Here is a 21493-nt window from a genome sequence, read left to right as displayed (position 1 = left end):
GCTAATGGGAATGGAAAAGAGATGGTACGTCGTACATACCTACTCCGGGTATGAGAACAAGGTGAAGGCTAACTTAGAAAAACGTGTGGAATCTATGGACATGAAGGACAAGATCTTTCGCGTGCTCGTTCCCATGGAAGAAGAGCTTGTGAATAAAGACGGTAAGAAGAAGACGGTTATGCGTAAAGTGTACCCGGGATACGTGCTTGTGGAGATGATCCAGACGGACGATTCCTGGTATGTCGTGCGCAATACCCCTGGCGTTACCGGGTTTGTCGGCTCGACCGGTTCCGGTTCGAAACCGACGGCGCTGCTTCCGGAGGAAGTGGAGTCTATTCTTAAGCATATGGGTATGGAAGAGCCGAAACCGAAGATCGATTTCGAGCTTCGGGATACGGTGCGCGTGAAAGTCGGCCCGTTCGCCAACTTTGTTGGGTCCGTGGAGGAAATACTGGTCGACAAAAGCAAGCTGAAGGTTCACGTCAATATGTTTGGCAGAGAAACTCCGCTTGAGCTGGACTATCATCAGGTAGAAAAGCTGTAGGCGTGAAGCTGCCATACTACATGCGAGGAGGTGTCACACATGGCTAAAAAAGTAATTAAAATGGTGAAACTGCAAGTTCCTGCAGGGAAAGCGAATCCGGCGCCGCCGATCGGTCCTGCACTGGGTCAAGCAGGGGTCAACATCATGGCGTTCTGCAAAGAGTTCAACGCTCGTACGGCAGATCAAGCAGGGTTGATCATTCCGGTTGTTATCACGGTGTTCGAGGATCGTTCGTTTACGTTCGAGACCAAAACGCCTCCGGCTGCCGTATTGCTTCGTGTAGCTGCCGGTATCGAGAAAGGCTCCGGCGAACCGAACAAGAAGAAGGTCGCAACCGTTAAGCGTTCCAAAGTACGCGAAATCGCCGAGCAAAAAATGCCTGACCTGAACGCTGCATCCGTAGAGGCTGCTATGCGCATGGTTGAAGGTACGGCTCGCAGCATGGGCGTTGTCATCGAAGACTAATTCGTGACTTCAAGACCCGGCAAAAGGCAAGGCAATCGGTGGGAGGATATTCCGCTAGTACCACATAGGAGGACTTTAAAGTGGCTAAACACGGCAAAACATACTTGGAAGCTGCCAAGTTGATCGACGCCGAAAAATTCTACGAGCCGCTCGAAGCGATCGAGCTCGTTAAGAAATCGGCACGCGCCAAGTTCGACGAAACCGTCGAAGTGGCTGTACGTCTGGGCGTAGACCCGCGTAAGCAAGACCAGGCTGTTCGTGGCGTAGTTGTACTGCCTCACGGCACAGGTAAAACCAAGCGTGTGCTTGTATTCGCCAAAGGCGAGAAAGCTAAGGAAGCGGAAGCTGCCGGCGCTGACTTCGTAGGCGATCAAGACATGATCAACAAAATCCAGCAAGGCTGGTTCGACTTCGATGTCTGCGTAGCTACGCCTGACATGATGAGTGAAGTCGGTAAGCTCGGTCGTATCTTGGGTGGTAAAGGTTTGATGCCTAACCCTAAAGCGGGCACCGTTACTTTCGACGTAACGAAAGCCGTTCAGGAGATCAAGGCAGGTAAAATCGAATACCGTCTGGATAAAGCCGGACAAATCCATGCTCCGATCGGGAAAGTTTCCTTCGATGCCGAGAAGCTCGCAGAAAACTTCAAAGCCCTGATCGATGCGCTGAACAGAGCGAAACCGGCTGCTGCCAAAGGGGTATACCTGAAGAACATCGCGGTATCCTCGACGCAAGGTCCGAGCGCTCGCGTCAACGCAACTGGCCAACGCTAGGAAAAGCTTGCCGGTTGACTTTTGAAGTCGGCTGTGCTAACCTATTCTACGTTGTTAACAAACGAATATGCTTACCGTAGACAGCAGGTGACTGAGCTTTCGGTCTTAATTTCCTGCCGAGGTGTTATGATAAACGTTCGATATTCAAAGCTTCACAGCTTATGGAATATGGGAATCATCATGCCTTCGCTCTTGTCTGCGAAGGCATTTTTGCTTGCAGCGAAGATGCCTCCGCAGACGCTCGACATGTGCGGACGATGTTTACGATAAGGACGAAGCCTGGCAGGTTTCTTAACAGAAACTCAAGGGTTATGCTTACGAAGTCAGTTTTCCTCTGGAAAACGAGCTTATGCTTACGAAGCAGTTTCTTAACAGAAACTTGTAGGAGGTGCAAAATGGCAAACGCAAAAATTATCGAACACAAAGCGGCACAAGTAACGGAAGTAGCGGAAAAGCTGAAAGGCAGCTCCTGCGCAATCGTTGCCGACTACCGTGGCTTGAACGTTGCTCAAGTAACTGAGCTCCGCAAGCAATTGCGTGAAGCCGGCGTCGAGTTCCAAGTGTTGAAAAATACATTGGTGCGTCGTGCGACGGCTGGTGCAGAACTGACCGAATTGGATTCCTATCTGACAGGTCCTACTGCGATCGCATTCAGCAAAGACGATATCATCTCGCCGGCAAAGATTCTGACGAACTTTGCTAAGAAAAATGATAAGCTGGAAGTCAAAGCAGGCGTGGTTGAAGGTAAAGTCGTAGATTTCAACCAAATCAAAGCTTTGGCAGAGCTGCCTTCCCGCGAAGGCTTGCTGTCCATGTTGCTTAGCGTCCTTCAAGCTCCTATGCGCAACTTTGCCCTCGCGGTCAAAGCTGTCGCTGACAAGCAAGAAGGCGGCGCGCAAGAAGCGTAGTACTACCGCACGATCCGCAAGAACCCAAAATCAAATATCTTAATGGATATAATGGAGGTTTAACCATGAGCAAAGAGCAAATCTTGGAAGCCATCAAAGGCATGACTGTACTGGAACTGAACGATCTGGTTAAAGCAATCGAAGAAGAGTTCGGCGTAACAGCAGCAGCTCCTGTAGCAGTAGTAGCAGGCGGCGCAGCAGCAGAAGTCGAAGAGCAAACTGAATTCGACGTAATCCTGAACAACGCTGGCGCTTCCAAAATCAACGTTATCAAAGCGGTTCGCGAAATCACAGGTCTGGGTCTGAAAGAAGCAAAAGACCTCGTAGACGGCGCACCAAAGCCAATCAAAGAAAAAATTGGCAAGGAAGAAGCAGATTCCATCAAAGCAAAATTGGAAGAAGCAGGCGCTTCCGTAGAAGTGAAGTAATTTTAGCATGGCGACAGACCCCTTGCTCGAGGCTGACCTCCGCAAGGGGTTTTGTTGTTAGCGCATCGGATCGGAATATGCAGTGGGGAAGGAAATGCCGAGTGGGGTTGCAGAAGGTTTCAGCGGACATTTTTCTTCCGACATCAATTGGACCTGCTGATGGGTGTATCAAGAAAAGCTGCTGCTGGAGCATGTGCGCATCACTTGACAAATGGAGGATTTGGCCATGACGGAACATTATTATTCGGCGAAGCCCGGCGCCCGCCATGACCTGCACCGGCTGGAGGAGACGCTGCGGGGGCACAAGCTTATGCTGCTTACGGACGCGGGCGTATTCTCGAAGAAGGGCGTGGATTTCGGATCGAAGCTGCTGATCGAGACGATGAGCTTTCCGGACAATGCCCAAGTGCTGGATGTGGGCTGCGGTTACGGGCCGATCGGCTTAAGCGCGGCGCTGCTCGCGGCGAAGGGCCATGTCACGATGGTGGATATCAACGAGAGGGCGGTCGAGCTGGCGAGGCAAAATGCTGAGGCGAACAGGATTCAGAATGTGACTATTATGCAGAGCGACCGGTTGGAAGCCGTGCAAGACAACCGTTTCGACGTGGTGCTCACCAATCCTCCGATCCGCGCCGGCAAGGAGATCGTGCACAGCATATTTGAGCAGGCGTGCGAAGCGCTTAAGCCTGGCGGCTCTCTTTGGGTGGTCATTCAGAAGAAGCAGGGCGCTCCTTCCGCTTATGCCAAGCTGGAGATGTTGTTTGCCGAAGTGAAAGAAGTAGAGCGAGATAAAGGATATTGGATTGTACAAGCAACGAAACAGTAGCAGCCTAGCCGTTTCCGCTCACTTGTGATAGTATGCATGCCCGGGACTGGAAAAATGTTGACTTGTATGTGGTGATGTGATATTATTATAAAATGTCAGCATTATGATTGGGCTATTTCTCTTTAGTTTGCTAAAATGTCAAGAACTTTTTTTGTACCGGGTTGAATAAAGTTTATGCATTTGACGTATAATGTTTAGATTTTAGGTAAACCCTACAAGGTATGGAGAAATTTGTGGTAGGAATGCATGGAGATTGGTCTATTATTTTGCATCAGGATTAGAAGCTTCTAAAAGAAGTTTGACTTCGCGAGATTTTGGTCGAGAAGGCTTCCAGAGAGGCTTTTATTTTGTTCATATGAACGAACATGAGGGGTGAATCTAAGTTGGCGGGTCATCTTGTTCAATTAGGTCGACGTAAACGCAGGTCGTACGCTCGGATTCATGAGGTTTTGGAAGTTCCGAACCTGATCGAAATCCAACAAAAATCATATCAATGGTTTTTGGATGAGGGATTGCGCGAAATGTTCCAGGATATTTCCCCGATACAGGATTTTACGGGGAATTTGGTGCTGGAATTTATCGATTATTCTCTCGGAGAGCCCAAGTATTCGGTAGACGAATCCAAGGAACGCGATGTCACCTACGCAGCACCGCTTCGTGTGAAAGTGCGGCTGATCAATAAGGAAACCGGTGAAGTTAAAGAGCAAGAAGTGTTCATGGGAGACTTCCCTCTCATGACAGAGACGGGGACCTTTATTATTAACGGCGCCGAACGGGTAATCGTCAGCCAGCTGGTTCGATCCCCTAGCGTATATTTCAGCACTAAAGTCGATAAAAACGGGAAGAAAACTTACACCGCAACGGTCATTCCGAACCGCGGTGCATGGCTGGAACTGGAGACGGACGCCAAGGACATCATTTATGTGCGCATCGACCGTACTCGTAAAATTCCTGTAACTGTACTGCTCCGCGCGCTTGGTTTCGGTTCCGATGCCGAAATTCTTGAGCTGCTGGGCGATGACGAATACATCCGCAACACGCTTGATAAAGATAACACGGATTCGACGGACAAGGCTCTGATCGAGATTTACGAGCGGCTTCGTCCGGGCGAGCCTCCGACTTTGGATAATGCAAGAAGCTTGCTCGTTGCGCGCTTCTTCGATCCGAAGAGATATGATCTGGCGAACGTCGGTCGCTATAAGATCAATAAAAAGCTCCATATCAAAAACCGCTTGTTCAACCAAAAGCTGGCTGAAACACTGGCGGATGCAAGCACGGGCGAGATCATCGCGGAGGCCGGTCAACTGATCGACCGTCGTCTGCTGGATACGATTCTGCCTTATCTCGAGGACAGCGTCGGGTTCAAGGAATACAGCATCGCGAACGGCGTGATGGAGAATGAGCGCATCCCGCTGCAGTGCATCCATGTATACTCGCCGATCGAGGATGGCAAAATCGTCAAGGTTATCGCCAACGGGAAGATCGATAAGTCCGTTAAGCATATTACGCCTGCCGACATCATCGCTTCGATCAATTACTTTATTGATCTGCTTCACGGAATCGGCAGCACGGACGATATTGACCACCTGGGCAACCGCCGCTTGCGTTCCGTGGGCGAGCTGCTGCAGAACCAGTTCCGGATCGGTCTCTCCCGTATGGAACGCGTCGTTCGCGAGCGGATGTCGATTCAGGACGTAAATACCATTACCCCGCAGCAGCTGATCAATATCCGCCCGGTTATTGCATCGATCAAGGAGTTTTTCGGAAGCTCCCAGCTGTCGCAGTTTATGGACCAGACGAACCCGCTTGCCGAGCTTACGCATAAGCGTCGTCTGTCTGCGCTCGGACCTGGCGGTCTGACGCGTGAGCGCGCAGGCTTCGAGGTCCGCGACGTGCATCACTCCCACTATGGACGGATGTGCCCGATCGAGACGCCGGAGGGTCCGAACATCGGACTTATCAACTCCTTGTCGACGTTCGCGCGGGTCAATGAATTCGGCTTTATCGAGGCGCCTTACCGCCGCGTTGATCCGGATACAGGCATCGTCACGGCAGATATCTCCTATCTGACGGCTGACGAAGAAGATAACTATGTGGTCGCTCAGGCGAACGCGGAGCTGACGGAAGACGGCAAATTCGCCAACGATACCGTTATCGTTCGTTACAAGGACGATAACCTTCGCATCGCCAAAGAGCGAGTCGATTATATGGACGTATCGCCTAAGCAGGTTGTGTCCGTGGCTACGGCGCTCATTCCGTTCCTTGAGAACGATGACTCCAACCGTGCGCTCATGGGTTCGAACATGCAGCGGCAGGCCGTTCCTCTACTGATTCCGAAGGCTCCGCTGGTCGGTACCGGGATGGAGCATAAGTCGGCCAAGGATTCCGGCGTATGTATCGTTTCGAAGGTGAATGGCGTCGTGGAGAAGGTGTCTGCGAACGAGATTTGGGTGCGCAAGCAGGAGATGGTCGACGGACGCCTGGTCAACGGCGATATCGTGAAGCACAAGCTGCACAAATTCCTTCGGTCCAACCAAGGAACCTGCATCAACCAGCGGCCGATTTGCCACAAGGGCGAGCAGGTGCGTGTCGGCGACATTTTGGCTGACGGTCCTTCGACTGAACAAGGCGAGCTGGCGCTTGGGCGCAACGTCGTCGTAGCATTTATGACTTGGGAAGGCTACAACTACGAGGATGCGATCCTGCTCAGCGAGCGTTTGGTGAAGGAGGATGTGTACACATCCATCCATATTGAAGAATACGAGTCCGAAGCCCGTGATACGAAGCTGGGACCTGAAGAAATTACACGAGATATCCCGAATGTCGGGGAAGACGCGCTGAAAAATCTCGACGAGCGCGGAATCATCCGTGTAGGCGCCGAGATTGCCGCCGGCGATATTCTGGTCGGTAAAGTAACGCCTAAGGGCGTAACGGAACTGACGGCAGAAGAACGCCTCCTGCATGCGATCTTCGGAGAGAAGGCGCGCGAGGTTCGCGATACGTCCCTGCGTGTGCCGCATGGTACCGACGGGATTGTCGTCGACGTGAAAGTATTTACCCGCGAAAACGGCGATGAGCTGCCTCCTGGCGTCAACCAGCTGGTTCGCGTCTATATCGCTCAGAAGCGGAAAATTTCCGAAGGTGACAAAATGGCTGGACGTCACGGTAACAAAGGTGTCGTCGCCCGGATTTTGCCGGAAGAGGACATGCCGTTCATGCCGGACGGCACGCCGGTCGAAGTCGTTCTGAACCCGCTGGGCGTTCCTTCGCGGATGAACATCGGTCAGGTGCTTGAGGTTCACTTGGGCATGGCGGCTCGTTTCCTCGGTATTCATACCGCCTCGCCGGTATTCGACGGAGCGCGCGAGTATGACGTGTTTGATGCGATGGAAGAGGCCGGCATGCAGCGCAACGGTAAAACGACGCTGTATGACGGGCGTACGGGAGATTCGTTCGAGCGTGAAGTAACGGTGGGGGTCATGTATATGATCAAGCTGGCGCACATGGTCGACGATAAGATTCATGCCCGTTCCACGGGTCCTTACTCGCTCGTAACGCAGCAGCCGCTGGGCGGTAAGGCTCAGTTCGGCGGACAGCGCTTCGGGGAGATGGAAGTGTGGGCGCTTGAAGCTTATGGAGCGGCGTACACCCTGCAGGAAATTTTGACCGTCAAGTCCGATGATGTCGTCGGTCGCGTCAAGACGTATGAGTCCATCGTGAAGGGCGAGAACGTGCCGGAGCCTGGCGTTCCTGAGTCGTTCAAGGTTCTGATCAAGGAGCTGCAAAGCTTGGGCATGGACGTGAAGATTCTCTCGGAAGATGAGCAGGAGATCGAGATGAGAGAGATGGACGATGAGGACGAAGTGACCAGCGATAAGCTGAACTTGAATTTGGAAGGCGCAGAGATGGGCGTTGAGTAAGAAGCGCTGAGCTGCCACTTAAGGTGATAGGCGCCGATCCGGCGCCTAAAGCCGTATAGCGATACAGATGGAACGGTTCCGATAGGATTTGATTGAGAGACAATAGCTGGAGGAGGGTTGCTCCTTGATCGACGTCAATAATTTTGAGTTTATGAAAATCGGATTGGCTTCTCCCGAGAAGATCCGCTCGTGGTCCAGAGGCGAAGTGAAGAAGCCCGAGACGATTAACTACAGAACGTTGAAGCCGGAGAAGGAAGGTCTGTTCTGCGAGAAGATCTTCGGACCGACCAAGGATTGGGAGTGTCACTGCGGGAAATACAAACGCGTCCGCTATAAGGGCGTTGTGTGCGATCGCTGTGGAGTCGAGGTTACTCGCCAGAAGGTGCGCCGCGAACGGATGGGTCATATTGAGCTCGCCGCTCCGGTATCGCATATCTGGTATTTCAAAGGAATCCCGAGCCGTATGGGGCTGGCGCTCGATATGTCGCCTCGTTCGCTTGAGGAGATCATTTATTTCGCCTCTTACGTCGTAACGGATCCCGGCGATACGCCGCTGGAGAAGAAACAGCTGCTCTCGGAGAAGGAATACCGCAGCTATCGCGAAAAGTACGGCTATGCCTTCCAAGCCGGCATGGGCGCCGAAGCCGTGAAGAAGCTGCTGTCGGATATCGACATCGAGAAGGAAGTCGATATGCTGAAGGAAGAGCTGAGAACGGCCCAAGGCCAGCGCCGCAACCGGGCGATCAAACGTCTGGAAGTTATGGAAGCCTTCCGCAACTCGAAGAACATGCCTGGCTGGATGGTGCTGGATGTACTGCCGGTTATCCCTCCTGAGCTGCGTCCGATGGTTCAGCTCGACGGCGGCCGGTTCGCCACATCCGACTTGAACGACTTGTACCGCCGCGTTATTAACCGCAACAACCGGCTGAAGCGTCTTCTCGACCTCGGAGCGCCCGATATTATCGTGCAGAACGAGAAGCGGATGCTGCAGGAAGCTGTCGACGCGCTGATCGACAACGGTCGTCGCGGCCGTCCGGTAACAGGTCCGGGCAACCGTCCTCTGAAATCTCTCAGCCATATGCTGAAAGGTAAGCAGGGGCGTTTCCGTCAGAACTTGCTCGGTAAGCGGGTTGACTACTCCGGACGTTCCGTTATTGTCGTAGGGCCTAGCCTGAAAATGTACCAATGCGGACTGCCGAAGGAAATGGCGCTGGAATTGTTCAAGCCTTTCGTAATGAAAGAGCTTGTGAATAAAGGGCTTGCCCACAATATCAAGAGCGCTAAGCGCAAGGTCGAGCGCGTAAGTCCGGAAGTATGGGATGTGCTCGAGGAAGTCATCAAGGAGCATCCGGTTCTGCTGAATCGTGCCCCCACGCTTCACCGTCTCGGCATCCAGGCGTTCGAACCGATCTTGGTCGAAGGCCGCGCCATCAAGCTACATCCGCTCGTTTGTACGGCGTACAACGCCGACTTCGACGGTGACCAGATGGCCGTCCACGTGCCTTTGTCTGCCGAAGCGCAAGCGGAAGCGCGCGTGCTCATGCTGGCGTCGGGCAATATCCTGAACCCTAAGGACGGCAAGCCTGTCGTTACGCCTTCTCAGGATATGGTGCTCGGAAGCTTCTATTTGACGACGGAGAACAAAGACTCCAAGGGCTCCATGACGATCATCCGCTCCGTTGCCGAAGCGGTGTCCATGTACCATCGCGGCGACGCTTCGCTGCATGCCCGGGTAGCTATTCCGGCCAAGGCGCTGGATAAAACAAGCTTCACTCCGGAGCAGCAGGAAGCGATGCTGATCACCACGGTCGGGAAGATCATCTTCAACGAGATCTATCCGAAGGATTTCCCTTATATCAATGAAGCGACCAAAGCGAATCTGCTCAGCGGCGTTTCCGACAAATATTTTGTTTTCGACAAGGGCGGAGATATTCGTGCCGCGATGCAGGAGCTGCCTGAGACGAAAGCGGTCGGCAAGGATTACCTCGGCACGATTATCGCCGAATGCTTCCGCCGCTATCATACGACGCAAACTTCGATCATTCTTGATAATATCAAGCAGCTCGGATTTACGTACTCGACGAGAGCCGGGATTACGATCGCGGTTGCCGACGTTACGGTTCCGTCCGAGAAAGATGAGATTTTGGCTCAATCCGATGAGAAGGTCAAAGTGGTGACGAACCAGTACCGCCGCGGTCTGATCACCGACGATGAGCGTTATGACCGGGTCATCGCGATCTGGAGCAAGGCCAAGGATGAAATCACGGACATTCTGATGAAATCCCTGGATAAATACAATTCCATCAACATGATGGTGGAATCCAAAGCGCGGGGTAACAAATCGCAGATCACCCAGCTGGGCGGGATGCGCGGTCTGATGGCCAATCCATCGGGTAAAATCATGGAGCTGCCGATCAAGTCGAACTTCCGTGAAGGTCTGACGGTTCTCGAGTACTTTATCTCGACGCACGGCGCGCGTAAAGGTTTGGCCGATACCGCCCTTCGTACGGCGGACTCGGGTTACCTGACACGCCGTCTGGTCGATGTGGCCCAGGATGTCATCGTGCGCGATGAGGACTGCGGTACGGATAAAGGCTTTACGGTCAGCACGATCCGCGACGGCAAGGAAATTATCGAGGAGCTGTACGACCGGATCGAAGGACGTTACTCCTTCGAGACGATCCGCCATCCGCAGACGGGCGAAGTGCTGATTAACCGCAACGAGCTGATCGAGGCGACAATCGCCGACCAGATCATTGCTGCGGGCGTGGAACGCATTCAGATTCGTTCGGTGCTCAGCTGCCGCTCGAAGCATGGCGTCTGCAAAAAATGCTACGGGCGGAACTTGGCTACAGGCCAGCACGTAGAGATCGGTGAAGCTGTAGGGATTATCGCCGCGCAATCGATCGGTGAGCCGGGAACGCAGCTCACGATGCGTACGTTCCATACCGGGGGCGTTGCGGGAGACGATATCACGCAAGGTTTGCCGCGTATCCAGGAGCTGTTCGAAGCCCGGAACCCGAAAGGTCAGGCTATCATTACCGAAATCGACGGTGTCGTGAAGGAAATTCGCGAAGCGAAGGACCGCCGCGAGATCGAAGTACAAGGTGAAGCCGAATCGAAGACGTACAATGTTCCTTACGGCTCGCGTATCCGCGTATCGGCGAATCAGACGGTAGAAGCGGGAGACGAGTTGACGGAAGGCTCCATCGACCCGAAAGAAATGCTGCGCATCAAGGGGATCCGCGGCGTGCAGAACTATATCCTTCAAGAAGTTCAGCGCGTATACCGGAACCAAGGGGTTGAAATCAACGACAAGCACGTTGAGGTCATGATCCGTCAGATGCTTCGCAAGATTCGTATCGTCGATGCGGGCAACACGACACTGCTGCCGGGCTCCTTTGTCGACATTCATGAATATGAGGATGCCAACAAGGTGTCGCTCTTCGCAGGCGAAGAGCCGGCGGTAGCCAAACCGGTATTGCTCGGTATCACCAAGGCGTCGCTCGAAACCGACTCCTTCCTGTCCGCGGCATCGTTCCAGGAGACGACGCGCGTTCTGACCGATGCGGCGATCAAGGGCAAGGTGGACCAATTGCTCGGTCTTAAGGAAAATGTCATCATCGGGAAGTTGATTCCTGCAGGCACGGGGATGAACCGTTACCGCAATATCCGGATCACCGATCCGAATGCGGAGCCTGTTGAAGAAGTTTCGGATGAGGCGGAAGCTGTTACCGTCGAATAATCCGTGAATAGACCGGCCGCCGGCGGCATGAACGAATAATTCATGAATATGGCGGTCGGCACTTCTTGACACGGTGCTGGCGAGATGCTACTATATTCAAGTGTGCCAATTTATAAGCCCCGTGACCTCTGCTTTGGAGGGGATTTACTTGGATCTCGATAAAGTAAAGCAGGCTGCGAAGCTAACGATCGGCACGAAGCAAGCCACGAAAACCGTAGAGCTAGGAATGGCTGCTGAAGTTTTTGTTGCTAAAGATGCAGATCCGCGAATAACGATAAAAATGATTAACCTCTGCAAGAAGATGGGGGTTAAGGTCACATACGTTGAATCCATGAATATGCTCGGTAAAGCGTGTGGCATCGAAGTGGGCGCCGCTATGGCGGCCGTGGTAAATGAATAAAACGCCGACGTTTTTGTTCGGGAAACGCAAAGTGACCCGGGCAAGAACGTTTCCTTTGTTCATTTATGATTCGCCTGGATCTGTGGGCTTGAAAATGCAAGTGATTTTGAAGAAGGAGGTGGCCATAATGCCAACAATTAACCAGCTCGTCCGCAAAGGACGTGAAGCTAAAGTTGTAAAATCCAAATCCCCGGCTCTGCAAAGAGGCTTCAACGCTTTGAAAAGAGAGTCGACGGATATCAGCTCCCCGCAAAAACGCGGCGTTTGCACGCGTGTAGGTACCATGACGCCAAAGAAGCCGAACTCCGCTCTGCGTAAGTATGCGCGTGTTCGTTTGACTAACCGTGTCGAGGTAACGGCTTATATCCCGGGTATCGGACACAACCTGCAAGAGCACAGCGTTGTTTTGATTCGCGGCGGTCGTGTTAAGGACCTTCCAGGGGTTCGTTATCACATCGTTCGCGGCGCGCTCGATACTGCAGGCGTGAACAACCGTAAGCAAGCTCGCTCCAAGTACGGCGCTAAGCGTCCGAAAGTGAAGAAGTAATAAGATTAACCGACTTACAAATTCGAATGAGTTTTTTGAGAAAGGGGGATAACTATGCCTCGTAAAGGTCCAGTTACTCGCAGAGACGTATTGCCAGATCCGGTATACAACAGCAAGTTGGTTACTCGTCTGATCAACCGCATCATGATCGACGGTAAAAGAGGAGTAGCACAATCTATTCTGTATAATGCCTTCGGTCTGATTCAAGAACGTACGGGCAAGGAGCCGATGGAAGTTTTCGAACAAGCCATCAAGAACATCATGCCTGTACTCGAAGTCAAAGCCCGCCGTGTGGGGGGCGCGAACTACCAGGTGCCGATCGAAGTTCGTCCAGAACGCCGTTCGACGCTGGGACTTCGCTGGCTCGTGAACTACTCCCGTCTTCGCGGTGAGAAGACGATGGAAGAAAGACTGGCAGCTGAAATCATGGACGCAGCCAACAATACCGGCGCTTCGGTTAAGAAGCGTGAAGATACGCACAAGATGGCGGAAGCCAACAAAGCGTTTGCTCACTATCGCTGGTAGAATATAATCCACGAGTTTAGGAAGGAGAAAACCTGATGGCTAGACAGTTCTCCTTGAAAGATACGCGCAACATCGGGATCATGGCGCATATTGATGCGGGCAAAACGACAACTACGGAGCGTATCTTGTTCTATACAGGCCGTTTGCACAAAATCGGTGAAGTCCACGAGGGTGGCGCAACGATGGACTGGATGGAGCAAGAACAAGAGCGCGGTATCACGATTACGTCCGCCGCTACGACAGCTCAGTGGAAAAACCACCGCATCAATATTATCGACACCCCGGGACACGTTGACTTCACGGTTGAAGTTGAACGTTCCCTCCGCGTATTGGACGGAGCAGTAGGCGTGTTCAGTGCCAAAGAAGGCGTTGAGCCGCAATCGGAAACCGTTTGGAGACAAGCGGACCGTTATGGCGTTCCTCGGATTGCCTACGTCAATAAAATGGACATCATCGGCGCTGACTTCTTGCAAGTTATCGAATCGATGCGTGCCAAGCTCGGCGCTAATGCAGTTGCTATTCAACTGCCAATCGGCGCAGAGAATGATTTTGTCGGCGTAGTTGATCTGGTTGAACGTAAATCGTACGTCTACAAAGACGACCTCGGCAAAGAGCCTATCGAAGGCCCTGTGCCGGACGATCTGAAGGATCAGGTAGAGGCGCTTCGCCTTGAACTGGTAGAGAAGGTTGCCGAGCTTGACGAGGCGCTTATGGAGAAGTACCTGGAAGGCGAAGAGCTGACGATCGAGGAAATCAAAGCAGGACTGCGCAAAGGCGTTTGTTCGGTTAACATCTTCCCGGTTATCTGCGGCTCGTCCTACCGGAACAAAGGCGTTCAGCAAATGCTTGACGCGGTTATCGACTACCTCCCATCCCCAATCGACGTACCGGATATCAAAGGTACGCTTGACGACGGTACGGAAGTTGTTCGTAAATCTGCGGACGATCAGCCGTTCTCCGCACTTGCATTCAAAATCATGACAGACCCGTTTGTCGGACGTTTGACATTCTTCCGCGTATATTCCGGCGTGTTAAGCTCCGGTTCCTACGTGCTGAATGCAACTAAAGGCAAGCGCGAGCGTATCGGCCGTATTCTTCAGATGCATGCCAACAGCCGCCAAGAAATCAGCGAAGTTTACTCCGGTGATATCGCAGCAGCCGTAGGCTTGAAGGATACCGTTACGGGCGATACTCTGTCTGATGAGAAGAACCCGGTTATCCTGGAGTCCATGAACTTCCCTGAGCCGGTTATCCAGCTCGCCGTTGAGCCTAAGACCAAAGCCGACCAAGATAAAATGGGTATTGCTTTGTCCAAGCTCGCCGAGGAAGATCCGACTTTCCGTGCGCACACGGATGAAGAAACTGGCCAAACGATTATTGCCGGTATGGGCGAGCTCCATCTGGAAATCATCGTTGACCGCATGCTTCGCGAATTCAAGGTAGAAACCAATGTGGGCAAACCGCAGGTTGCTTACCGCGAAACGTTCAGACAAGCTGCGAAGGTCGAAGGCAAGTTCGTTCGTCAATCCGGCGGCCGCGGTCAGTATGGTCATTGTTGGGTGGAATTCTCGCCGCTTGAGCCGGGAACTGGCTTCCAGTTCGAAAGCAAAATCGTCGGCGGATCGATTCCTAAGGAGTTCGTAGCTCCGATCCAGGCTGGTATCGAAGAATCCATGAAGAACGGCGTATACGCAGGCTTCCCGCTTGTGGATATCAAAGCGACCGTTGTTGACGGATCCTATCACGATGTTGACTCCAGTGAAATGGCGTTTAAGATCGCGGGTTCGATGGCACTTAAGGCAGCAGCCGACAAGTGTAAGCCTGTATTGCTTGAGCCGATCATGAAGGTAGAAGTTACCGTTCCGGAAGAGTACATGGGCGACGTTATGGGCGACCTGAACTCCCGCCGCGGACGCATCGAAGGTATGGATGCACGCTTCGGCGCGCAAATCATTCGTGCGAAGGTGCCTCTGTCCGAAATGTTCGGATACTCCACGACTCTGCGTTCGCGTACTCAAGGCCGCGGCGTATACTCGATGGAAATCTCGCATTATGAAGAAGTGCCTAAGTCGATTGCGGAAGAAATCGTCGCAAAAAACAAAGGCGCCTAATATATATTCCATTATCTGAGGAGGCAATCCACTCATGGCAAAAGCGAAGTTTGAACGTAATAAGCCGCACGTTAACATCGGAACGATCGGTCACGTTGACCATGGTAAAACAACGCTGACAGCGGCAATCACAACCGTATTGTCGAAAAGATATGGCGGTGCTGCAGTAGCATTCGACCAAATCGATAAAGCTCCAGAAGAGCGCGAGCGCGGTATCACAATCTCCACAGCTCACGTTGAATATGAGACTCCTAACCGTCACTACGCTCACGTAGACTGCCCAGGCCACGCCGACTATGTTAAAAACATGATCACCGGCGCAGCTCAAATGGACGGCGCTATCCTGGTTGTATCCGCTGCTGACGGCCCAATGCCGCAAACGCGCGAGCACATCCTGCTCTCCCGCCAAGTAGGCGTTCCTTACATCGTCGTATTCCTGAACAAATGCGACATGGTTGAAGACGAAGAGCTCTTGGAACTGGTTGAGATGGAAGTTCGCGACCTTCTTAACGAGTACGAGTTCCCAGGCGACGATACTCCAATCGTACGCGGTGCAGCTCGTGAAGCTCTGCAAAACCCAGAAGGCGCTTGGGCTGACAAAATCGTTGAGCTGTTCGAGCACATCGATACTTACATCCCAACTCCACAACGCGACACGGACAAGCCTTTCCTGATGCCTGTAGAGGACGTGTTCACGATCACTGGTCGCGGTACCGTTGCTACTGGTCGCGTAGAGCGCGGTGTAGTTAAAGTCGGTGACGAAGTTGAAATCATCGGTCTGCAAGAAGAAACTCGCAAGAGCGTCTGCACAGGCGTTGAGATGTTCCGTAAATTGCTCGATTCCGCACAAGCGGGCGACAACATCGGCGCATTGCTCCGCGGCGTAGAGCGTAAAGATATCGAGCGTGGACAAGTTATCGCGAAACCGGGTTCGGTTAAGCCTCACACTAACTTCACAGCTCAAATCTACGTTCTGACTAAAGAAGAGGGTGGCCGTCACAAGCCTTTCTTCACAGGCTACCGTCCACAATTCTACTTCCGTACAACTGACGTTACAGGTATCATCAACCTGCCAGAAGGTACTGAAATGGTAATGCCAGGCGACAACATCACGGTAACGGTTGAACTGATCTCGCCAATCGCTATCGAAGAAGGTACTCGCTTCGCTATTCGCGAAGGCGGACGTACAGTTGGCGCCGGTGCGGTTGCATCGATCCAAAAATAAGTGTTTGACAGAGCCCTCCATCCCTCGCGGTTGGAGGGCTTTTTTGCCAATAAAAAAACTTGGGCAACTATTCGCAATTTCGCTTGCAATTTGTTATCGGATTTAATATAATAGTGAACGTTGGTCTGTGACGTTGCGATGATGTGAGAGGTTGCTGACACACCCGGCCCCTTTGCCATAGGGATGGAGAGTCAGGAGATTTTCACGGAGTATGTCCGATACTAAATTGGGCGATAGAAGGAGGGAATACAATGGCAAAGCAAAAGATTCGTATTCGTTTGAAGGCTTATGATCACAGAATTCTGGATCAATCCGCTGAGAAGATCGTGGATACCGCCAAACGTTCCGGTGCAGGAGTGTCTGGTCCAATCCCGCTTCCAACCGAGAAGCAAATTATCACGATTCTGCGTGCTGTTCATAAGTACAAAGATTCGCGTGAGCAATTCGAAATGCGCACACATAAGCGTTTGATCGATATCGTGAATCCTACGCCGCAAACGGTTGATGCGCTGATGCGTCTGGATCTGCCGTCCGGTGTGGACATCGAAATCAAACTGTAATATACACTTGTGGATAACTAATAAGCAACAGAGGAAAAGAGGTGTCAACGATGACTAAAGGTATCTTAGGAAAAAAACTTGGGATGACTCAAGTGTTTACTCCCGAAGGATTGGTTGTGCCGGTTACCGTAATCCAAGCAGGTCCTAACACGGTTCTGCAGAAGAAAGATGCGGAGAACGACGGTTACGAAGCCATCCAAATCGGTTTTGACGACAAGAAAGAGCAAAGAGCGAATAAACCGGAGCTCGGCCATGCTAAGAAAGCTGGAGCTACGCCTAAGCGCTACGTTAAGGAGATTCGCGGCGTTGATATGGCTGGTTATGAAGTTGGCCAGGAGATCAAGGCTGATCTGTTCTCCGAAGGTGAATTCGTTGATGTAACAGGTGTTTCCAAGGGTAAAGGATTCCAAGGCGTTATCAAGAGACATAACCAATCCAGAGGTCCTATGACTCACGGTTCCCGTTATCACCGCGGTCCTGGTTCCATGGGTTCCATCCAAGCTAACCGTGTTCCTAAAGGCAAGAAGCTGCCAGGGCATATGGGTAAAGAAACGGTTACGATTCAAAAGCTTGAAGTGGTTAAGGTTGATGTTGAGCGCAACGTGCTTCTGATTAAAGGTTCCATCCCGGGTCCTAAAAATAGCTACGTAACCGTCAAAGCTACGGTGAAGAAGTAAGCAAGCAGGAAAGGAGGATAACAAATGCCAAAAGTAGCAGTATTTAATGTCAGTGGTTCGCAAGTGGGCGAAGTCGAATTGTCCGAGAACGTATTCGGTATCGAGCCCCATGCACATGTACTGAATCAAGCTGTTCTCTTGCAGCGCGCTTCGCTTCGTGCAGGTACGCACAAGACAAAAGGACGCTCCGAAGTTCGCGGCGGTGGCCGCAAGCCTTGGAAACAAAAAGGTACTGGACGTGCCCGTCAAGGTAGTATCCGCTCTCCTCAATGGAAAGGCGGCGGTGTGGTTTTCGGACCGACTCCTCGCAGCTACTCGTTCAAACTGCCTAAGAAAGTTCGTCGCTTGGCGATTAAATCCGCGTTGTCTTCCAAGGTGAAGGCGAGCGAAATCATCGTTCTGGATCAACTGCAGCTTTCCGCTCCTAAGACGAAGGAATTTGCAACAATCCTGAACAACCTGAAAGTAGAACGTAAAGCCTTGGTAGTGACAGCTGGCTACGAAGAAAACGTAGCATTGTCCGCTCGTAACATTCCTGGCGTTAAGTTTGTTATCGCTGAAGGAATCAACGTGCTTGACGTATTGTCTTATGACAAGCTGATCATTACGAAGGATGCGGTGCAAAAGGTAGAGGAGGTGTTTGCGTAATGAAGAACCCTCGCGATATTATTAAGCGCCCTATCATTACTGAACGTACAAGTGAAATGATGGCCGATAAAAAATATGTGTTCGAGGTTGACATCCGTACGAACAAGACGGAAATCAAGCAAGCGATCGAACAAATCTTCAAAGTGAAAGTAACCAACGTGAACACGCTCAGAATGCCGGCTAAGCCTAAGCGTTATGGCCGTTACTCCGGTTATACGTCCGAGTGGAAAAAAGCGATTGTAACTCTTTCTGCGGACAGCAAAGAGCTTGAGTTCTTTGAATCTGTCTAAGACACTTCTAAAGTAAGGAGGGAAACCACGTGCCAATTAAAAAGTATAAACCAACGTCCCCGGCGAGACGTGCGATGTCCGTTTCGACGTTCGAAGAAATTACGACATCTACACCGGAGAAATCGCTTTTGGCTCCTCTGAGCAAAAAAGCGGGACGCAACAACCAAGGTAAAATTACGGTTCGTCATCAAGGCGGCGGACATAAGCGTAAATACCGGATTATCGACTTCAAACGGAACAAAGATGGAATACCTGGACGCGTTGCTACGATTGAATACGATCCGAACCGTTCGGCGAACATCGCTTTGATCCACTACGTGGATGGCGAGAAGCGCTACATCCTTGCTCCTAAAGGTCTGAAAGTGAATGACCAGATCGTATCGGGCTCCGATGCGGACATCAAAATCGGTAATGCTCTTCCTATGGAGAATATCCCGGTTGGTACGGTTATCCACAACATCGAGCTGAAGCCGGGCAAAGGCGGACAACTTGTGCGCGCTGCAGGTACGGAAGCTCAATTGCTCGGTAAAGAAGAGCGTTACGTAACGGTTCGCTTGTCTTCCGGCGAAGTTAGAAAAATCCTTAAGGTTTGCCGCGCGACAATCGGTTCCGTCGGTAACGAGGATTATGAGCTTGTCAAAATCGGTAAAGCCGGACGTTCCCGTTGGCTGGGCCAAAGACCGGAAGTTCGCGGTTCTGTCATGAACCCTAACGATCACCCTCACGGTGGTGGTGAAGGCCGTTCCCCGATCGGTCGCAAATCTCCTATGTCTCCTTGGGGCAAACCAACCCTGGGCTACAAAACACGGAAGAAGAACAAGGCTTCCAATCAATATATTGTACGTCGCCGCACGAAGTAATAGACGGTTGCAAGCAGATAAGACATTTTCTTTGGAAAGTTGCGTTGCTTAAAGAAGGGAGGAACAACATATGGGTCGCAGTTTGAAAAAAGGACCGTTTATCGATGGCTATCTGCTTAAGAAGGTTGCAGAGGTAGACGCTTCCTCGAAAAAGCAAGTGATCAAGACTTGGTCCCGCCGCTCGACGATTTTCCCGCAATTCATCGGTCACACGTTCGCTGTTTATGATGGCAGAAAGCACGTGCCGGTCTACGTAACGGAAGACATGGTAGGACATAAGCTTGGCGAATTCGCACCAACCCGTACTTACAAAGGTCATGACGACGATAAGAAAACGGGCAAGCGCTAATACGAAGTTTCGGATATAGATTCAGTTTGTGAACGAGAGGAGGTACATCCATGCAACAAGCAAAAGCTATTGCTAGATACGTACGCATCGCTCCCCGTAAAGCTCAGCTCGTGGTTGATTTGATCCGCGGCAAGCAAGTGGGCGAAGCTATTGCAATCCTGAACCATACGCCTAAAGCGGCATCCCCGATCATCGAGAAGCTGCTGAAATCGGCGATTGCGAATGCGGAGCACAACAACTCCCTGGACCCTAACAGTCTGGTGATTTCGCAAGTGTTCGTTGATCAAGGTCCAACCTTGAAAAGATTCCGTCCTCGCGCTATGGGTCGTGCGAGCCGCATCAATAAACGTACCAGCCACATCACTGTAGTGGTATCTGAGAAATAAGGAGGGACAACGTGTGGGTCAAAAAGTAAACCCGGTGGGACTTCGCATTGGTATTATTCGCGATTGGGAGTCCAAATGGTATGCCGGCAAAGATTTCGGCGATCTGTTGATGGAAGACGTAAAAATTCGTGAGTACTTGAAACAGAAATTGAAAGAATCCGCAGTTTCCCGCATCGAAATCGAGCGTGCGGCTAACCGCGTTAACGTTACGATTCATACAGCCAAGCCAGGCATGGTTATCGGTAAAGGCGGTTCGGAAGTTGAAGTTATCCGCGCTTACCTGACCAAGCTGACGAGCGGCAAAAAGGTTCATATCAACATCACAGAAATCAAAACCCCCGATCTGGATGCGATTCTGGTAGCAGAAAGCATTGCACAGCAGCTGGAGCGTCGCGTATCGTTCCGCCGTGCGTTGAAGCAAGCTATCCAAAGAACGATGAGATCCGGCGCTAAAGGAATCAAAACTTCGGTTAGCGGCCGTTTGGGCGGAGCGGAAATTGCAAGACAGGAAGGCTACAGCGAAGGTACGGTACCTCTTCATACATTGCGTGCAGATATCGACTATGGTACGGCTGAAGCTCATACCACTTATGGACGTATCGGCGTAAAAGTATGGATCTATCGCGGCGAAGTTCTTCCTGCGGCTAAGAAAAAGGCTGCTGCGGAAGGAGGCAACTAATCATGTTAGTTCCTAAACGTGTAAAACACCGTAAAGAGCACCGTGGCAGCATGCGCGGTAAAGCTAAAGGCGGTCAGGAAGTACATTTCGGTGAATACGGCCTGCAAGCGATGGAGCCGGCTTGGGTAACCAACCGTCAAATCGAAGCTGCCCGTATCGCGATGACTCGTTATATTAAGCGGGGCGGTAAAGTTTGGATCAAGATTTTCCCTTCCAAGCCTATCACTCAAAAGCCGCTTGAAGTCCGGATGGGTAGCGGTAAAGGTAACGTAGAAAAATGGGTTGCTGTCGTTAAACCGGGTAAGGTTCTGTTCGAACTGGCCGGCGTAAGCGAAGAAATCGCCCGTGAAGCTATGCGTCTCGCCGCTCACAAGCTCCCGATCAAAACGAAGTTTGTGAAAAGAGAAGAACTGGGTGGTGAAGTAAATGAAAGCTAGTGAATTTCGCAACCTAACCTCTGCTGAGATCGAACAGAAGATTGCCGGATTTAAAGAGCAGCTCTTTAACCTCCGTTTTCAACTGGCTACTGGTCAACTGGATAATCCCGTACAGATTCAAAAAGTACGCAAAGAGATTGCTCGGGCAAAAACTGTTTTGCGTGAAAGAGAATTGGGAATCACTAGTTAA

The 21493-nt window shown here is 51.6% G+C and carries 23 protein-coding genes and 1 other annotated feature; all 23 genes read left to right on the top strand.

Annotated features, from left to right (window positions below):
* Positions 1 to 10: 10 nt before the first annotated feature.
* The gene (gene nusG / locus BLR08_RS29140; RefSeq protein ID WP_072338040.1) at positions 11 to 544 is read left to right on the top strand and encodes a transcription termination/antitermination protein NusG; all 534 of its coding nucleotides are present in this window, start codon (positions 11 to 13) and stop codon (positions 542 to 544) included.
* A gap of 39 nt (positions 545 to 583) precedes the next feature.
* Positions 584 to 1009: a 50S ribosomal protein L11 gene (gene rplK / locus BLR08_RS29135; protein ID WP_072338039.1), complete on the top strand. Its 426-nt coding sequence runs from the start codon at positions 584 to 586 to the stop codon at positions 1007 to 1009.
* An 80-nt stretch (positions 1010 to 1089) separates the two neighbouring features.
* Positions 1090 to 1782 carry a 50S ribosomal protein L1 gene (rplA, locus tag BLR08_RS29130; RefSeq protein ID WP_072338038.1) on the top strand — a complete coding sequence of 231 codons (693 nt, stop codon included), beginning with the start codon at positions 1090 to 1092 and terminating at the stop codon, positions 1780 to 1782.
* A 56-nt stretch (positions 1783 to 1838) separates the two neighbouring features.
* Positions 1839 to 2004: a sequence feature (ribosomal protein L10 leader region), on the top strand.
* A 173-nt stretch (positions 2005 to 2177) separates the two neighbouring features.
* The gene (gene rplJ / locus BLR08_RS29125) at positions 2178 to 2690 is read left to right on the top strand and encodes a 50S ribosomal protein L10 (RefSeq protein ID WP_072338037.1); all 513 of its coding nucleotides are present in this window, start codon (positions 2178 to 2180) and stop codon (positions 2688 to 2690) included.
* A 65-nt stretch (positions 2691 to 2755) separates the two neighbouring features.
* Entirely contained in the window at positions 2756 to 3118 is a 363-nt protein-coding gene (gene rplL / locus BLR08_RS29120) for a 50S ribosomal protein L7/L12 (protein ID WP_072338036.1), read from the top strand.
* A 226-nt stretch (positions 3119 to 3344) separates the two neighbouring features.
* Entirely contained in the window at positions 3345 to 3944 is a 600-nt protein-coding gene (locus BLR08_RS29115) for a class I SAM-dependent methyltransferase (RefSeq protein ID WP_072338035.1), read from the top strand.
* A 383-nt stretch (positions 3945 to 4327) separates the two neighbouring features.
* Positions 4328 to 7864 carry a DNA-directed RNA polymerase subunit beta gene (rpoB, locus tag BLR08_RS29110; protein WP_083537559.1) on the top strand — a complete coding sequence of 1179 codons (3537 nt, stop codon included), beginning with the start codon at positions 4328 to 4330 and terminating at the stop codon, positions 7862 to 7864.
* 124 nt (positions 7865 to 7988) lie between these two features.
* Positions 7989 to 11609: a DNA-directed RNA polymerase subunit beta' gene (gene rpoC / locus BLR08_RS29105; protein ID WP_072338033.1), complete on the top strand. Its 3621-nt coding sequence runs from the start codon at positions 7989 to 7991 to the stop codon at positions 11607 to 11609.
* Positions 11610 to 11757: 148 nt separating this feature from the next.
* Positions 11758 to 12009: a ribosomal L7Ae/L30e/S12e/Gadd45 family protein gene (locus tag BLR08_RS29100; RefSeq protein WP_072338032.1), complete on the top strand. Its 252-nt coding sequence runs from the start codon at positions 11758 to 11760 to the stop codon at positions 12007 to 12009.
* Between the two features lie 127 nt (positions 12010 to 12136).
* On the top strand, positions 12137 to 12556 hold the full coding sequence (gene rpsL / locus BLR08_RS29095) for a 30S ribosomal protein S12 (protein WP_072338059.1): 420 nt from the start codon (positions 12137 to 12139) through the stop codon (positions 12554 to 12556).
* A 54-nt stretch (positions 12557 to 12610) separates the two neighbouring features.
* A complete protein-coding gene (gene rpsG / locus BLR08_RS29090; RefSeq protein ID WP_072338031.1) occupies positions 12611 to 13081 on the top strand; it encodes a 30S ribosomal protein S7 in 471 nt (156 codons plus the stop codon).
* A gap of 35 nt (positions 13082 to 13116) precedes the next feature.
* Complete coding sequence (fusA, locus tag BLR08_RS29085) at positions 13117 to 15192, top strand: elongation factor G (protein ID WP_072338030.1); 2076 nt, start codon at positions 13117 to 13119, stop codon at positions 15190 to 15192.
* A 34-nt stretch (positions 15193 to 15226) separates the two neighbouring features.
* The gene (tuf, locus tag BLR08_RS29080) at positions 15227 to 16417 is read left to right on the top strand and encodes an elongation factor Tu (RefSeq protein ID WP_072338029.1); all 1191 of its coding nucleotides are present in this window, start codon (positions 15227 to 15229) and stop codon (positions 16415 to 16417) included.
* A 251-nt stretch (positions 16418 to 16668) separates the two neighbouring features.
* A complete protein-coding gene (gene rpsJ / locus BLR08_RS29075; protein ID WP_062410373.1) occupies positions 16669 to 16977 on the top strand; it encodes a 30S ribosomal protein S10 in 309 nt (102 codons plus the stop codon).
* 50 nt (positions 16978 to 17027) lie between these two features.
* Positions 17028 to 17654 carry a 50S ribosomal protein L3 gene (rplC, locus tag BLR08_RS29070; RefSeq protein WP_072338028.1) on the top strand — a complete coding sequence of 209 codons (627 nt, stop codon included), beginning with the start codon at positions 17028 to 17030 and terminating at the stop codon, positions 17652 to 17654.
* 24 nt (positions 17655 to 17678) lie between these two features.
* On the top strand, positions 17679 to 18302 hold the full coding sequence (rplD, locus tag BLR08_RS29065) for a 50S ribosomal protein L4 (protein ID WP_072338027.1): 624 nt from the start codon (positions 17679 to 17681) through the stop codon (positions 18300 to 18302).
* On the top strand, positions 18302 to 18592 hold the full coding sequence (rplW, locus tag BLR08_RS29060) for a 50S ribosomal protein L23 (RefSeq protein WP_072338026.1): 291 nt from the start codon (positions 18302 to 18304) through the stop codon (positions 18590 to 18592). The genes rplD and rplW overlap by 1 nt, the downstream gene beginning before the upstream one ends.
* 29 nt (positions 18593 to 18621) lie before the next feature.
* Entirely contained in the window at positions 18622 to 19452 is an 831-nt protein-coding gene (rplB, locus tag BLR08_RS29055) for a 50S ribosomal protein L2 (protein WP_072338025.1), read from the top strand.
* 70 nt (positions 19453 to 19522) lie between these two features.
* Complete coding sequence (gene rpsS / locus BLR08_RS29050; RefSeq protein ID WP_072338024.1) at positions 19523 to 19801, top strand: 30S ribosomal protein S19; 279 nt, start codon at positions 19523 to 19525, stop codon at positions 19799 to 19801.
* Between the two features lie 50 nt (positions 19802 to 19851).
* Complete coding sequence (gene rplV / locus BLR08_RS29045; protein ID WP_072338023.1) at positions 19852 to 20187, top strand: 50S ribosomal protein L22; 336 nt, start codon at positions 19852 to 19854, stop codon at positions 20185 to 20187.
* A 13-nt stretch (positions 20188 to 20200) separates the two neighbouring features.
* Positions 20201 to 20866 carry a 30S ribosomal protein S3 gene (gene rpsC / locus BLR08_RS29040; protein WP_072338022.1) on the top strand — a complete coding sequence of 222 codons (666 nt, stop codon included), beginning with the start codon at positions 20201 to 20203 and terminating at the stop codon, positions 20864 to 20866.
* Positions 20867 to 20868: 2 nt separating this feature from the next.
* On the top strand, positions 20869 to 21303 hold the full coding sequence (gene rplP, locus BLR08_RS29035; RefSeq protein WP_072338021.1) for a 50S ribosomal protein L16: 435 nt from the start codon (positions 20869 to 20871) through the stop codon (positions 21301 to 21303).
* Positions 21293 to 21493, top strand: coding sequence for a 50S ribosomal protein L29 (gene rpmC, locus BLR08_RS29030; protein WP_072338020.1), 201 nt, complete (start codon positions 21293 to 21295; stop codon positions 21491 to 21493). The genes rplP and rpmC overlap by 11 nt, the downstream gene beginning before the upstream one ends.

Origin of the sequence: Paenibacillus sp. cl123 (assembly GCF_900101595.1) — a bacterium.
Lineage (GTDB): Bacteria > Bacillota > Bacilli > Paenibacillales > NBRC-103111 > Paenibacillus_G.
The sequence above is the reverse complement of the archived record's forward strand: the minus strand, read 5'-3'. Positions and strand labels throughout refer to the sequence as shown.